At 56.2% G+C, this 13,371-nt stretch carries 13 protein-coding genes; 5 read left to right on the top strand and 8 right to left on the bottom strand.

What is annotated here, in order from left to right; all coding sequences use genetic code 11:
* The 6 genes from M2406_RS23795 to M2406_RS23770 form a co-directional block, all read right to left on the bottom strand.
* A complete protein-coding gene (locus M2406_RS23795; protein WP_259191632.1) occupies positions 1–471 on the bottom strand; it encodes a YhcH/YjgK/YiaL family protein in 471 nt (156 codons plus the stop codon).
* Between the two features lie 13 nt (positions 472–484).
* Positions 485–1,483 (bottom strand): 3-dehydro-L-gulonate 2-dehydrogenase, encoded by a 999-nt coding sequence (gene yiaK, locus M2406_RS23790; protein ID WP_259191631.1) that lies wholly within the window; start codon positions 1,481–1,483, stop codon positions 485–487.
* 256 nt (positions 1,484–1,739) lie between these two features.
* Positions 1,740–2,600, bottom strand: a complete 861-nt coding sequence (locus M2406_RS23785; protein ID WP_259191630.1) for an SMP-30/gluconolactonase/LRE family protein — start codon at positions 2,598–2,600, stop codon at positions 1,740–1,742.
* Between the two features lie 11 nt (positions 2,601–2,611).
* Complete coding sequence (locus M2406_RS23780) at positions 2,612–3,712, bottom strand: substrate-binding domain-containing protein (protein WP_115183872.1); 1,101 nt, start codon at positions 3,710–3,712, stop codon at positions 2,612–2,614.
* A gap of 15 nt (positions 3,713–3,727) precedes the next feature.
* The gene (locus M2406_RS23775; protein ID WP_012146632.1) at positions 3,728–4,810 is read right to left on the bottom strand and encodes an ABC transporter permease; all 1,083 of its coding nucleotides are present in this window, start codon (positions 4,808–4,810) and stop codon (positions 3,728–3,730) included.
* A complete protein-coding gene (locus tag M2406_RS23770) occupies positions 4,803–6,356 on the bottom strand; it encodes a sugar ABC transporter ATP-binding protein (protein ID WP_259191629.1) in 1,554 nt (517 codons plus the stop codon). Before M2406_RS23770 ends, M2406_RS23775 begins: the two co-directional genes overlap by 8 nt.
* Positions 6,357–6,718: 362 nt before the next feature.
* Between M2406_RS23770 and M2406_RS23765 the strand changes: the two genes are divergently transcribed.
* From M2406_RS23765 to M2406_RS23755, 3 genes are all read left to right on the top strand, one after another.
* On the top strand, positions 6,719–7,537 hold the full coding sequence (locus M2406_RS23765) for an IclR family transcriptional regulator (protein WP_012146630.1): 819 nt from the start codon (positions 6,719–6,721) through the stop codon (positions 7,535–7,537).
* Between the two features lie 123 nt (positions 7,538–7,660).
* Entirely contained in the window at positions 7,661–8,278 is a 618-nt protein-coding gene (gene argO, locus M2406_RS23760) for an arginine exporter ArgO (RefSeq protein WP_012146629.1), read from the top strand.
* Positions 8,279–8,389: 111 nt separating this feature from the next.
* Positions 8,390–9,121, top strand: coding sequence for an oxidative stress defense protein (locus tag M2406_RS23755; protein WP_012146628.1), 732 nt, complete (start codon positions 8,390–8,392; stop codon positions 9,119–9,121).
* A gap of 300 nt (positions 9,122–9,421) precedes the next feature.
* On the opposite strand, the gene M2406_RS23750 is transcribed toward M2406_RS23755, so the two are convergent.
* Positions 9,422–10,315, bottom strand: a complete 894-nt coding sequence (locus tag M2406_RS23750; RefSeq protein ID WP_012146627.1) for a LysR family transcriptional regulator ArgP — start codon at positions 10,313–10,315, stop codon at positions 9,422–9,424.
* Between the two features lie 203 nt (positions 10,316–10,518).
* Here M2406_RS23750 and rpiA point away from each other — a divergent pair, with 203 nt between their 5' ends.
* Together rpiA and serA are read left to right on the top strand one after the other, a co-directional pair.
* Positions 10,519–11,175, top strand: coding sequence for a ribose-5-phosphate isomerase RpiA (gene rpiA, locus M2406_RS23745; protein ID WP_017893879.1), 657 nt, complete (start codon positions 10,519–10,521; stop codon positions 11,173–11,175).
* 301 nt (positions 11,176–11,476) lie between these two features.
* Positions 11,477–12,715, top strand: a complete 1,239-nt coding sequence (serA, locus tag M2406_RS23740) for a phosphoglycerate dehydrogenase (RefSeq protein ID WP_012146625.1) — start codon at positions 11,477–11,479, stop codon at positions 12,713–12,715.
* 43 nt (positions 12,716–12,758) lie between these two features.
* On the opposite strand, the gene M2406_RS23735 is transcribed toward serA, so the two are convergent.
* Entirely contained in the window at positions 12,759–13,367 is a 609-nt protein-coding gene (locus M2406_RS23735) for a 5-formyltetrahydrofolate cyclo-ligase (protein ID WP_041418696.1), read from the bottom strand.
* Between the last annotated feature and the right edge of the window lie 4 nt (positions 13,368–13,371).

Raw genomic sequence — 13,371 nt, 5'->3', positions numbered from 1 at the left:
TCAGGCGCTAAATAATGCCAGCGGTATTTTCACCACTACTTTGCGAATATCGCAGGGTTGTTGATGAATACAGGCCGGGCGATGAACATCCGGCGGGAAAAATACCGCAAAATTACCGGGCTGCATGGTTAACCAGGATTCATCCGCGACGTCCTGATAAAAAATAATGTCGCGCTGCGCCAGTAATTCCTGATGGATCGGGTTATCGCCACGATCCGCCGCCACGCCGATCAATTCGCTGCCGCTGACCAGAAACTGCACATCAACATTTTGACGGTGCACTTCGGGCCGCAGATCGCTCGGTTGCTGGGTGTGCAGATCCAGCACCTGTACTACATAGCCGGTAGCGGGATCCTGATAACGTCCGGCGGGCAGGGCGCTGAAATCCGTGCCTTGCAAATAGGCGATGGCGTGAGCCACCGGTGCCGGGTAGTGCTCCGGTGAGGTATTGGCGATATGGCCAAAGATCATGGTGTTTCTCCTGTTACAGCGCCTGAATGCGCGCCCAGATGCGCTCATCCACCGGAATGCCGTCACGCATGTTTTCTGCATGAATGCGTGGGAATTTATGGCCCGGCAGGCGGATAGCCACCTCCGGGTTATCGCGTTCGGCGTTGGTGATGTAGTCCATGATGCGCTGCAGTTTTGCATCGCGAGTGGCACCGTTGATCAAGCGTTCGATCTCAATGGCGATAAACACCTGCGACACGCCGTACTCGTCACTGTTGTCCTCGGTGACTTCCGCGACTGAAGATCCGCCGGAAAGCAGGGTGGCGATCATATCCAGCACTACCGACAGCGCCGATCCTTTCCAGTAGCCCATCGGAAGAATGCGACGGTTCTCTTCAATGGTGGCCGGATCGCGCGTCAATTGCCCGTCGTTGTCAAAGCCGCCGTCCACTGGCAGGGTTTTGCCCGCCAGCCGGTTCAGCTCCAGCGCGCCATAGGAGAACATCGACATCGACATATCTACCATGGTGATTGGGTTACCCGGCACCGCGACGATCAATGGATTGGTGCCGATGCGGCACTCTTTGGCTCCCCAGGGCGGCATCACTGCTGCTGAGTTGGTCCAGCAAATGCCGATATAGCCTTTCTCTGCCGCTTGCCAGCCGTAGCCGCCGCCGCGCATCCAGTGGTTGGCATTACGCAGGGCCACCAGCCCGATACCGTGGCCGTCGGCTAACTGCATGGCGCGATCCATCATCTTGCGGGCGGTGAGGTTACCTATGCCCTGATGGGCGTCCCATTGCTCAATTGCACCCAGCGACAGCAGCTTGCTGGGCTCGGCGTCCGGCACAATATCGCCAGCGTCCAACTGCTGAATAAAACGTGGGAAACGGTTAACGCCGTGGGAGTAAACGCCGCTGGCGGAGGTATCGGCGAACATACCGGCACAGTCATCGGCGGTGCCTTCCGCCACGCCCCGCGCCAATAGCACGCGTTTGAATTGCTGCTTTAGATCGGTGTAACTCACTCTCATCCTGATTCTCCGCTACGGCGTATTTGTTTGTTTTATGATCTTTGTATTTCAATATACGGAATTGCATTTCAAATAAATGCTATACCTGCGGTTAAACGAAGTCAAAGCGACGGAGGAGAAAGTTATTTATATAAAACAGTGTGTTAAATTAATCTGATGAATTTGTGATCGACAACACATTTTGGGGTGTTGACGTGCTTCAGACGTGGCAAAGCAGAGCGGAACAGGCCCGCTCTGCCAACATCATTTTTCCCCGTTATCCGCGAGTATTCAGCACCATGCGGTATAACGAGGTGGTGGCGGTAATGTACAACTCATTGCCATCCGGTCCGCCGAAGGTGCAGTTAGAGACGCGTTCCGGCACCTCAATCTTACCTAGCTGTTTTCCCTGGCTGTTGAAGATCAGTACCCCATCGGCACAGCTGCAAAACAGGTTACCGATCTCATCAACACAAAAGCCGTCCGGGAAGCCGGGTGCCACGCTGACGAAACGCCGACCGGCATCCAGTTCACGCCCATTGACCTGATACACCCGCAGTTCACTGCGGCCGAGGGTCGGGAAATCGACGATCGACATGTCCGCCACATATAACAGTGACTCATCCGGTGAAAACGCCAGGCCGTTTGGCCGCTGCAGGTCACTGGCGGCAATGTTCAGCGAGCCGTCGCGCGGATCAAAACAGTAGAGGTAGCAGCCGATGATCTGGCTTTCCGATTTGTAACCTTCTTCATCCCCGGTGATGCCATAGGGCGGGTCGGTAAACCAAAGGGTGCCATCGGAGCGAACCACCAGGTCATTAGGGGAGTTGAAGCGCTTGCCGTCTACCCGATCGACCAGCATTTGCATCTCACCGTTGCTTTCGGTGCGGCTGATGCCGCGCCGCCCGTGTTCGCAGCTGATCACCCGGCCTTCGGCATCGCGCGCATTGCCGTTGGCATAGTGCGACGGGGAGCGCCACAGGCTGAGTTCTCCCTGTCGCGACCAGTGGAACATGCGGTTGCCTTTCACGTCGCTGAACACCACCGCATCCTGCAGCGGCAGCCACACCGGCCCCTCGGCCCAAATGGCCGATGAGCACAGGCGTTCAAGCGGGTGACCTGTCATCAGTGGGTTCATGCTGCCTCCGCTTACTTCACGCCCCAAATGGCTTTGTAGTGGCCCTGATAATCATTTTGCGGGTCATACCGATTGCTGCTGCCACCGTCGGCAGTGATATTGTCGCGGGTCACCAGGTGCGCCGGGGTGACGTAGCCGGAAGGCGGCTGTTTGGCGAAGGCGCGGTTAAACTCATCCAACAGTTGCCAGCCGTGCAGTTTAAGCGGTTCCGGTACCGTAGCCGATTGGCTGCCCCCAGAGCGGATGCGTTGATAGGCGGAAATAGAGCCGTCACCGGCCGAGATGCTGTAGGGCGCATTGTTGCCGCCTTTGCCGGCGGTTTTCAGCGCCGGGGCCATAAAATCAAAATACAGATCGTTAATGGCCAGCGCGTACTGGAACTGGTCACCGTATTTTTGCAGTAGGCTGAAAGTCATGGCCGGCATGCGGTTGGCGGTGTCTGCCAGCGGGGTGTCGATAAACTCGACCACCTTGCAGCCGCTGCATTTGCCGATTTCCTCTTTCATTACGTTGGCCTTGTCCAGCGCGATTTGGTACAGCGAATCGGTAAAGATCAACACGTTGGCCTTGCCGCCGGACTGTACCACCGCATACTGTGCGGCGATGCGTGCCACGTCATTGGAGTCGGAGGTGACATTGTAAAACACGTTGTATTTGGCGATTGGCCCTGGCTCAGGCACCGCATGCCAGGCGGTCAGCACAATGCCTTGCTGGATGGCTTTTTTCAGCGGGATCTTGGCCACGTTCGGGTTCCAGCCGCCGATCACGATACCGTCCGGCTTCTGGGCAATCGCCTGGTTCAGTGACGCCAATTGATCTTTCACCGAGCCGCCGCCATCCAGGGTTTCCAATTTCCAGCCGGCCGCTTTCGCCGCTTCACTCAGCCCTTCCTGCACGCCCTGCACGCCGCCGTTTTTCATGTCCGAAGCGATAAAGATGATTTTCTTGTTGGCCTGTAACTTTGGCCCGCTGGTGGGGCCATCCCACTGGGTCACGCTGGCGGTGGCCTTGGTGACCGCCGCCGTGGCCTGGTCGAGATAGGCATCGGCCCAGGCGGATGATGAGGCGCCGGCCAGCAGCAGGGTGGTGGGCAATATCCAAAGATGTTTCATTCGGTGAACTCCTGGTTAAGGATTGATCGCTTTATGGTTATTTTTATCAGCCGGAATGGCTGGGCTGCGTTGAACCGCTTTTTGATTGAGTAGCCGACGGCGTTGGGCGTAGCCTGCCAGCGTGATTGACAGCAACAGCGTCGCACCGTTAAACAGGGGTTCGACCCAGAACTCGCCGCCGAACTGCTGGATACCGGCGATGCCGATAGCCAGAATGGCGATGCCGACCACGGTGCCCCAGACGTTAACCCGACCGGGACGAATGGTGGTACTGCCGAGGAAGGCGCCCACCAGCGCGGGCAATAGATAGTCCATGCCGACGCTGGCCTGGCCAACACCCTGCTCGGCGGCGATCAGCACCCCGCTAAAGCCGGTCAGCACGCTAGAGGCGATAAAGGCACCGATGGTAAAGCGATTGACCGAAATGCCGTTCAGCCGCGCCGCCGCCGGGTTACCGCCAACGGCATACATACAACGGCCCAGTGGAGTGTGTTCGGTGATCAACCACAGCACCACCGCGACGATCAACACGTAGAACGCCACGATCGGGATCCCGCCGATCTCGGTGTGGTGCAGGGCGATAAAGGCGTCCGGCAGATCGCCGACGATCTGTCGTCCGCCGGAGTGCCACAGCGCAATGGCATACAGCACGGTGCCTGAACCGAGGGTGGCGACGAAACTGTCGATATCCGCCAGCGCCACCAAAATACCGTTCAACAGACCGTACAGCGCGGAGAGTGCCAGCACCGTCAGCACCGCCATCTGCCACGAAAAGCCGTATTCCACCTGTAAGGTAATGGCCAGGATATGCCACAGCACGATGCCGAAGCCGACGTTAAGGTCAATTTTGCCGACGATCATCGGGATGGTCGCCGCCAGCGCCAACAGGGCGATTTTTGCTTTGCTGGAGAGGATCGCCTGCAGCGTCAGCATTGAGGCGAACGTGGGGGAGATCAGTGAAAACAGGATCACCAGCGCAATGCACAGCAACAGCAGGCCGTAGCGGGTAAGGACCTGCATCAGCCACGGGCCGGCGCCGTCCTGCGACAGGCTGACTCTTTGTTCCAGTGCCGTTGATTTAACAGATGTTTTAGACATGACCCACCTCAGATTCTAATCTTGTCTCGAGAGTTTCCCCGGCGCTGGCGGAGGCCAGTTCCAATAAATTGGCGAATGACACCTGCTGATTTTTCAGCTCGCCGACCACTTTTCCCCGGTTAAATACCAGTGCGCGGTTGCAGATATGGGCGATCTCCTCAAAGTCATTGGAGATAACCAATACCGCCACGCCTTCCTCCAGGGATTTATTTAACAGATGGTAGATTTCCGCCCGTGCGCCGACGTCGACGCCGGCGGTGGGATCTTCCAGGATCAGCAGTGGGGCGCCCAGATGCATCCAGCGTGCCATGACCACCTTTTGCTGGTTGCCGCCGGACAGGGCGCTGATATCGATATTGACGTCCTTGGGCCGCACGTCGAACAACTGGACTTTCCACCAACTGGCCCCGATCTCGGCCCGGCGGCTGTAGCGTGACAGCAGTTTGTGGCCGCTGGCCACAGGGTTGATAAACAGGTTTTCACGCACGCTCATCGACATCACCAGGCTTTCGCCGGTGCGATCCCCTGCGACCAATGAGACGCCGCAGGCCATGGCTTGCTGTGGGCTGCTGGCGGTGTAGCCTTGCTCGCGAAAGCGGATTTCGCCTTCATCAGCGTGACGCAGGCCAAACAGCAACCGACCAATTTCTTCCTGTCCGGCACCGCGCAGACCGGCCAGCGCCAGCATTTCCCCAGGCTGCAGATTGAAGCTGACCGGGCCGATATCACCGACCACCACGTTATTGAGCTGCAGCACGGGCGGCCGATTTTCAGGCAGAGGTTCACGCTGATCGTCAGCCATTGCTTCGCCGACGATCATCTGCACCAGATCGCGCAGCGAATAATCGGCGGTATTGCCACCGGCCACATAACGGCCGTCGCGCATAACGCACACCCGGTCGGCAATTTCGATTACTTCATCCAGCCGATGGGTGACGTAAATCATGCCGACCTTTTTGGCACGTAGCCGGTTAATCACCGCGAACAGGTGGCGCACATCGTTGGCGGGCAGCGAGGCGGTGGGTTCATCCAGCACCAGCAGTTCGGCATTGACCGCGACCGCCCGGGCTATCGCCAACAGCGATTTCTCGGTACGCGACAGTTCGAAGACTCTGGCGTCGGGATCCAACTCTATACCGACATCCTGCAGTGCCTGAACGGCACGGCGGCGAATGGCACGCCAGTCGATCAGGCCGAAACGACGTGGGAAACCCATCACCAGCGCCATGTTTTCCGCTACCGTCATCCATTCGATCAGCCCGAGATCCTGATGAATAAAGGCAATAGGCTGGCGGCTGTCACTTTTTATCGCCGCGGCGGAGGCTATGCTGGACCCTTGAAACTGAATATCGCCAGCGTCGCGTGGGTAAACCCCGGCCAGTACTTTGATCAGCGTCGATTTGCCTGCGCCATTTTCGCCCAGCAAGGCCAGGACTTCGCCCGGCATCACCTGCAGGCTGACGTCATTCACCGCGACGTTACCGCCAAAACGTTTGACGATATGGCTGAGGGTGAGAATGGGTTGTTCCGCATTTTCTGGTGTCATGTGATGCGCCCCTGGTCCCTGCATCCGCGATCAGCGTGATGCTAATTGGTGGTTATATCGCCTTTAAATTTCAATATGCGAAATTCAATTTCAAAAATAATATGCCGATTGCCGATCTAAAGCAAAGCAGGAGAGGTTTTAATTGTCTTTTTAAAACAAGTGGTTATTTATATCTTTGCGAAATTGTGACGCACAACTCACTTCGGAAGTTAGCGGAATGTTGCGAGTTTTTAACCCGCTGACGACAATGAAACGGCGTTCCGTCTTCACCTGATGCGGGCCTTGGGGTAACATTCCCGGCAAAGGATCCGTTTGCCACGCCGTGGCGTTGGCTGGCGGCCCGACACTGGAGAAATTGCGCTATGAGCCTGAAAGCTGTCGACGAGAAAGATGACAAGAAAGACAAACCCCTGGGCAGCCAAAGCCTGTTCCGTGGTTTGCAACTGATTGAGATCCTGAGCAACTTCCCTAACGGCTGCCCACTGGCGCACCTGTCTGAGTTGGCCGGTATGAACAAGAGTACCGTCCATCGCCTGCTGCAGGGGCTACATACCAGCGGCTATGTCACTCAGGCGCCTTCGCCCGGTAGCTACCGTCTGACCACCAAGTTTATTTCTGTCGGTCAGAAGGCGCTTTCTTCGCTGAATATTATCCATGTCGCTGCGCCGCATCTGGAACAGCTCAATCTGGAAGTGGGGGAGACGGTCAACTTCTCCAGCCGCGAAGACGACCATGTCATTTTGATCTACAAGCTGGAGCCAACCACCGGCATGATGCGCACTCGCGCCTATATCGGCCAGCATATGCCGCTGTATTGCTCGGCGATGGGCAAGATTTTTATGGCCTACGGCAACAGCGATTATCCCGATCGTTACTGGCAAACCCATCAGCATGAAATTCAGACGTTGACGCGCAATACCATCACCGAGTTGCCGAAGATGTATGAGGAACTGGCCGATATTCGCAAGCAGGGCATGGCGATGGATCGCGAAGAGAATGAGCTGGGGGTGTCCTGCGTGGCGGCACCGGTATTTGATATTCAACAGCGGGTGCCTTATGCGGTGTCGGTCTCTTTGCCGACCGCCAAACTGCAACAGATTGGTGTCAAAGCCCTGATTAAGCCGGTGCTGGCGACCGCACAGCGTATTTCTCAGGAGCTGGGATTTGTTATTCCCGCCTGATTATTAGCATTGCTGATAGTTGATTAGAAATATCAATTTCACCTAATAATTTTTTCCTCCTATGATGCGCGTATTGACCGATACGCGCCGCTGAACGGCGCTCTTTTCTCTGTGAGGAATACCATGCTAGCTGTCTTTTTGCAGGGCTTTGCCCTGAGCGCCGCGATGATCCTGCCGCTTGGCCCACAAAACGTTTTTGTTATGAATCAGGGTATTCGTCGCCAGTATCATCTGATGGTCGCGTCGTTGTGTGCGCTGAGCGACATCGTGCTGATCTGCGGCGGGATTTTCGGTGGCAGCGCCTTACTGAGCCGCTCGCCGCTGCTGCTGGCGCTGGTGACCTGGGGTGGGGTAGCTTTTCTGCTGTGGTACGGCTGGGGGGCCTTTCGTACCGCATTTAGCCGGCAACTGGCGCTGGCGACGGCCGAAGAGCTGAAGCAAAGTCGCTGGCGGCTGGTGGTTACCATGCTGGCGGTGACCTGGTTGAATCCGCATGTCTATCTCGACACCTTTGTGGTTCTGGGAAGTTTGGGAGGGCAACTGACGCCGGATGTACGTTCCTGGTTTGCGCTGGGGGCGGTGAGCGCTTCCGTCGTGTGGTTCTTCGCCCTGGCACTGTTGGCCTCCTGGCTGGCGCCGTGGCTGAAAACCCAAATGGCGCAGCGCATCATTAATACATTGGTCGGGGTGGTGATGTGGGGCATCGCCTTGCAGTTGGCCTGGCAAGGGGCAAGTTTATAAGAATTTGTCACTAATCCGAATTCAAAAACCCGTGCGATATGCTAGCTTTGATGCCAAGGAACTGGCCTTTCAGGCCGGTAATCAGTTAGAGCCTGTCATCAAGGAGACACCGTGAAGCTTAAAGCATTGGCTATGGCCGCAATGATTGGATTAGGGACGTTACCTCTGGCGCTGCAGGCGGCAGAAGTGCCGGAAGGGCCGCACGTAGTGACCTCGGGTACCTCCAGCGTTGACGCGACGCCAGACATCGCCACCCTGGCGATCGAGGTCAGCGTTTCATCCAAAGACGCCGCCCAGGCGAAGAAGCAGGTTGATGAGCGCGTAGCGCAATATTTTGATTTCCTGCAGAAAAACAATATTGAGAAGAAAGACATCAGCGCCGCCAACCTGCGCACCCAGCCGGAATATGATTACCTGAAAACCGGTGAGTCGGTGCTGAAAGGCTACCGTGCCGTTCGTCAGGTACAGGTGACGTTGCGCCAGTTGGACAAGTTGAACGAGCTGCTGGACGGGGCGTTGAAATCCGGTCTCAATGAGATCCGTTCCGTTGAGCTGGGCGTGGCAAAACCAGACGTCTACCGTGAGCAGGCGCGTCAGAAGGCTATCGAGAACGCGACTCAGCAGGCCGCGTCTCTGGCGAAAGGCTTTAACGCCAAGCTGGGGCCGGTATACAGCATTCGTTACCATGTCGCCAACTACCAGCCGATGCCGGTAGCGCGTATGTATAAATCGGCGGGGGCGGCAGCGGAAAGTGATGCGGCGCAAACCTACGAACAGCAAAGCATTCACTTTGACGATCAGGTGGATGTAGTGTTTGAGTTGCAGCGTAACGCGGCACAATAATATACCCGTCATACTTGAAGCTGCATCTGTGTTGGCTGCAGGCAGTCACCCCAGTCACTTACTTGAGTAAGCTCCTGGGGACTCCTGCCCTGGCCGTCTTGATGCAGCTCCAATTATTTAGGGTATAACACTGGTTTTGCAGACTACTTACAAAGCTCGTTATTAGGGAGAGCGTGCCGAAGGGGTCGTAACGGCCTTGGCCGTCGGAGTGCCCCTCGGTGCGCTAGGCCCGTGTATCTCGGGCTTAAAAACAACTTTGTCAGTAACCTCAAAAGGTTCGCCGCGGCGAACCTTTTCTATTTAATCCTGACGCAGAACCTGGCGGCCGTGCTCCAGCAGGGCATCGGTCACTTTACGCATCATGCGGCTCTCCGGCGCGAAGCGGTGCCAGAACAGCATGCGGCGCTGGAACAGACCCGGCGTCAGATCGATCAGTTCGCCCGAAGCCAACTCTTTCTCAATCTGCAGATGCGGGATCATACAGCAGGTGGTGCCCTGGCGTGCCAACTGCACGAAGGCTTCCGACGAGTTCACGATATGGCAGGGCACGCTACCCGGCGACAGATCAAAGTTCTGCTGCAGGAAAGCCTGGTGCATGTCGTCGAGATGATCGAACGCCACCGCCGGCGCTTTTAGCAGCGCGGAGCGCGTAACCCCGTTCGGGAAGTAACGCTCGGCAAAACCCTTCGAGGCGACAAACAAATAGTCCAGCGCGCCCAGTTGATCCACCAGGCAGCTTGGCAGCGGCTGTGGCTGGATACTCACAGCGCCAACCACTTCACCCCGGCGCAGACGTTCCTGAGTGCGGGTTTCGTCTTCTACCTGCAGGTTCAGGCGGATAGGGGAATCTGTCAGCACCGGTTTCAATGCCGGTAGCAGCCAGGTCGCCAGGCTGTCGGCGTTAACCGCCAGCGACAGCAGCAGCGGCGTATCAATGCCGGTATCGTTGCCCAGCCACTCTTCTTCCAGTAATTCCACCTGGTGCAACAGCGCCAGCAGTTTTTGGCCCTGCTCGGTCGGGCGTGGCGGCACGGTACGCACCAACAGCGGTTGGCCAAACAGATTTTCCAACTGCTTGATGCGCTGGGATACTGCCGATTGTGTGATGCAAAGTTTTTGCGCGGCGCGCTCAAAGCCACGCTCACGGATCACCGCGTCCAGCGCTTGCAGCGTTCGATAGTCTGGGCGTTTCATCGGAAAGATATCCCTTAAAGTAAATTGATACAGGCACTATGCCACATCTCTGGTGTATTACAGGTGGAAAATCACCGGGCCATCTTGCCGCACCGCGCCTAAAAATGCGGCCTGGCGTGAAGAAGTGTGATCCTGCCTAAGTGAAAAATAGCGATTTACCCTATAATACGCACACGTTTTCGTACAGAGGCAATGGACATATTATGACGCAGGATGAACTGAAAAAAGCGGTTGGCTGGGCAGCACTGGATTACGTTACCCCGGGCACCATCGTTGGGGTCGGCACTGGCTCGACCGCCGCCCACTTTATTGACGCGCTCGGCTCGATCAAGCACCAGATTGAAGGGGCGGTGTCCAGCTCTGACGCCTCTACCGCCAAGCTGAAAAGCCTCGGTATCCACGTTTTCGACAGCAATGAAGTGGATTCACTGGATATTTATGTCGACGGCGCGGATGAAATCAACCGCCATATGCAGATGATCAAAGGCGGCGGCGCTGCGCTGACGCGTGAAAAAATCATTGCCGCTATCGCGCGCAAATTTATCTGTATTGTCGATTCCAGCAAACAGGTCGATGTGTTGGGTAAATTCCCTCTGCCGGTAGAAGTCATCCCGATGGCACGTTCTTACGTAGCGCGTGAGCTGGTCAAGCTGGGCGGGCTGCCGGAGTATCGTCAGAATGTCCTGACCGATAACGGCAACGTGATCCTCGATGTGCATAACCTGAGTATCATGGACGCCATTGCGCTGGAAAACAAAATCAACGGCATCGCCGGTGTGGTGACCGTGGGTCTGTTCGCCAACCGGGGTGCCGATGTGGCGCTGGTAGGTACGCCTGACGGCGTGAAGGTTGTCGAGTAATGTAGTGCCGCTACAGGTATGCGGTCTTGGATCCCACCAGGCCGCATAATTCACTGGTTAAAATATCTTTTATTAAAAGCGTCAAATTTGGTGACATATGTCACATTGCGAGCGATAGCTCCACGAAGCTTCTGTCTATTTCTTTCCCTATGGCATTTTCTGCCAGAAACCACCAACAACGCTGAGCCTTGTACTGACGGGCGGGCAATCGTTTGTATTGCCGCCCGCGATATTTTTGTTATGTTGGATGCGTGCTGTTTCACAACAGCCGCTTCTGAAGTCTGAACATAGGGTCGGGTAAATGGCAAAAGTATCATTGGAGAAAGACAGGATTAAATTCCTGTTGGTGGAAGGGGTTCATCAGAGCACGGTAGATAATCTGCTGGCAGCCGGATATACCAACATTGAATATCACAAAGGTGCGTTAGACACCGAATCGCTTAAGGCATCGATTCGCGATGCTCACTTCGTCGGTATCCGATCGCGCACAAATCTGACTGAAGAGGTTTTCGCTGCCGCAGAGAAGCTGGTGGCGGTTGGCTGTTTCTGTATCGGCACTAACCAGGTTGATTTGAAGGCGGCGACCAAACGCGGCGTCCCGGTGTTTAACGCACCTTTCTCTAATACCCGATCCGTGGCTGAAATGGTGCTGGGCGAACTGCTGCTGATGTTGCGCGGCATTCCGTCCGCCAACGCCAAAGCGCACCGTGGCGAATGGCAGAAACTGGCCGTCGGCTCGTTTGAAGCGCGCGGCAAGAAGCTGGGGATTATTGGCTACGGCCATATCGGCACCCAACTGGGTATCCTGGCCGAAGGCCTGGGCATGAAAGTGTTCTTCTACGATATCGAGAACAAGCTGCCGTTGGGTAATGCCCAGCAGGTGCGCCACCTGTCCGATCTGCTCAATATGAGCGACGTAGTGACGCTGCACGTGCCGGAAACCCTGTCGACCAAGAATATGATGGGCGCAGAAGAGCTGGCGTTGATGAAGCCAGGCTCGATTCTGATCAACGCCTCGCGCGGTACCGTGGTGGATATTCCAGAATTGTGCAAAGTCCTGGCCAGCAAGCATTTGGCCGGTGCGGCGATCGACGTCTTCCCGGAAGAACCTGCGACCAACAGTGAGCCGTTCATCTCACCGTTGTGCGAGTTCGACAACGTGATCCTGACTCCGCACATTGGCGGTTCTACGCAGGAAGCGCAGGAGAACATCGGTGACGAAGTGGCCGGTAAGCTGGCGAAATACTCCGACAACGGTTCGACCCTGTCGGCGGTTAACTTCCCGGAAGTATCACTGCCGGCGCATGGCCCTAATGCCAGCCGTCTGCTGCACATCCATGAAAACCGTCCTGGTGTACTGACGCAGATTAACCAGATCTTCGCTGAAGAAGGGGTGAACATCGCCGCGCAGTACCTGCAAACCGGTCCGGAAATCGGCTACGTGGTTATCGATATCGAAGCGGAAACCGAACGTGCTGATGCTGCACTGCAACGCATGAAGGCTATTGACGGCACTATCCGTGCTCGCCTGCTGCTCTGATTGAATACGCGGTGACAAAAAGGCCGGATTTTTCCGGCCTTTTCTATTTGGCTATCTGCCATGTCCAATTTTGAGATGGGGTAATGATTTCCGGCAGCGGGATATCCCAATGCTCCACCGGCAACTGTTCCACCTGCTGGCAGTCATGCGCCAACCCGATAGGGTAGGGGCCGAGATGCTGCCAGTTTTGCAGAGTGCGATCGTAAAAACCGCCGCCCATCCCCAAACGCTGGCCCGAGCTGTCAAACGCCACCAATGGCGTCAGCACCACGTCGAGTGATCCGACCGGCAAGACGTTGCGCACATCGAGCTGTGGCTCAAGGATATTGAAACGGTTGTTAACCAGCGGCGTTTCCGGAGTGTAACGCAGGAACAGCAGGTTGCCGGGGCTAAACGGGTGCAACACCGGCAGGTAGACTTGCTTAGCCTGTTGCCATAACCGTTCAATCAGCGGACGGGTATCCAACTCACCGTCAAACGACAAAAATACTGCAATGCTGTGTGCCGCCTGGATGCGCGGATGCGTAGCGATACGTTCGGCAGTTTGCAGAGCAAAGTTATTTTGTTGTTCAGAGGTTAGGGCGCGTCGACGCTGACGGATTTGGTTACGGATGTTCTGCCGCTGCTGGGCATACTGGGCTTGAAAAGACATAGTC

This window comes from Serratia sp. BIGb0163, from assembly GCF_024809935.1.
GTDB classification, from domain to species: Bacteria; Pseudomonadota; Gammaproteobacteria; order Enterobacterales; family Enterobacteriaceae; genus Serratia; species Serratia quinivorans.
This window is presented reverse-complemented; position numbering and strand designations above follow the sequence as displayed.

Coding starts and splice junctions, on each gene's coding strand:
- M2406_RS23795 (WP_259191632.1), bottom strand. CDS start 471: ATGATCTTTGGCCATATCGCCAATACCTCACCGGAGCACTACCCGGCA.
- yiaK (WP_259191631.1), bottom strand. CDS start 1,483: ATGAGAGTGAGTTACACCGATCTAAAGCAGCAATTCAAACGCGTGCTA.
- M2406_RS23785 (WP_259191630.1), bottom strand. CDS start 2,600: ATGAACCCACTGATGACAGGTCACCCGCTTGAACGCCTGTGCTCATCG.
- M2406_RS23780 (WP_115183872.1), bottom strand. CDS start 3,712: ATGAAACATCTTTGGATATTGCCCACCACCCTGCTGCTGGCCGGCGCC.
- M2406_RS23775 (WP_012146632.1), bottom strand. CDS start 4,810: ATGTCTAAAACATCTGTTAAATCAACGGCACTGGAACAAAGAGTCAGC.
- M2406_RS23770 (WP_259191629.1), bottom strand. CDS start 6,356: ATGACACCAGAAAATGCGGAACAACCCATTCTCACCCTCAGCCATATC.
- M2406_RS23765 (WP_012146630.1), top strand. CDS start 6,719: ATGAGCCTGAAAGCTGTCGACGAGAAAGATGACAAGAAAGACAAACCC.
- argO (WP_012146629.1), top strand. CDS start 7,661: ATGCTAGCTGTCTTTTTGCAGGGCTTTGCCCTGAGCGCCGCGATGATC.
- M2406_RS23750 (WP_012146627.1), bottom strand. CDS start 10,315: ATGAAACGCCCAGACTATCGAACGCTGCAAGCGCTGGACGCGGTGATC.
- rpiA (WP_017893879.1), top strand. CDS start 10,519: ATGACGCAGGATGAACTGAAAAAAGCGGTTGGCTGGGCAGCACTGGAT.
- serA (WP_012146625.1), top strand. CDS start 11,477: ATGGCAAAAGTATCATTGGAGAAAGACAGGATTAAATTCCTGTTGGTG.
- M2406_RS23735 (WP_041418696.1), bottom strand. CDS start 13,367: ATGTCTTTTCAAGCCCAGTATGCCCAGCAGCGGCAGAACATCCGTAAC.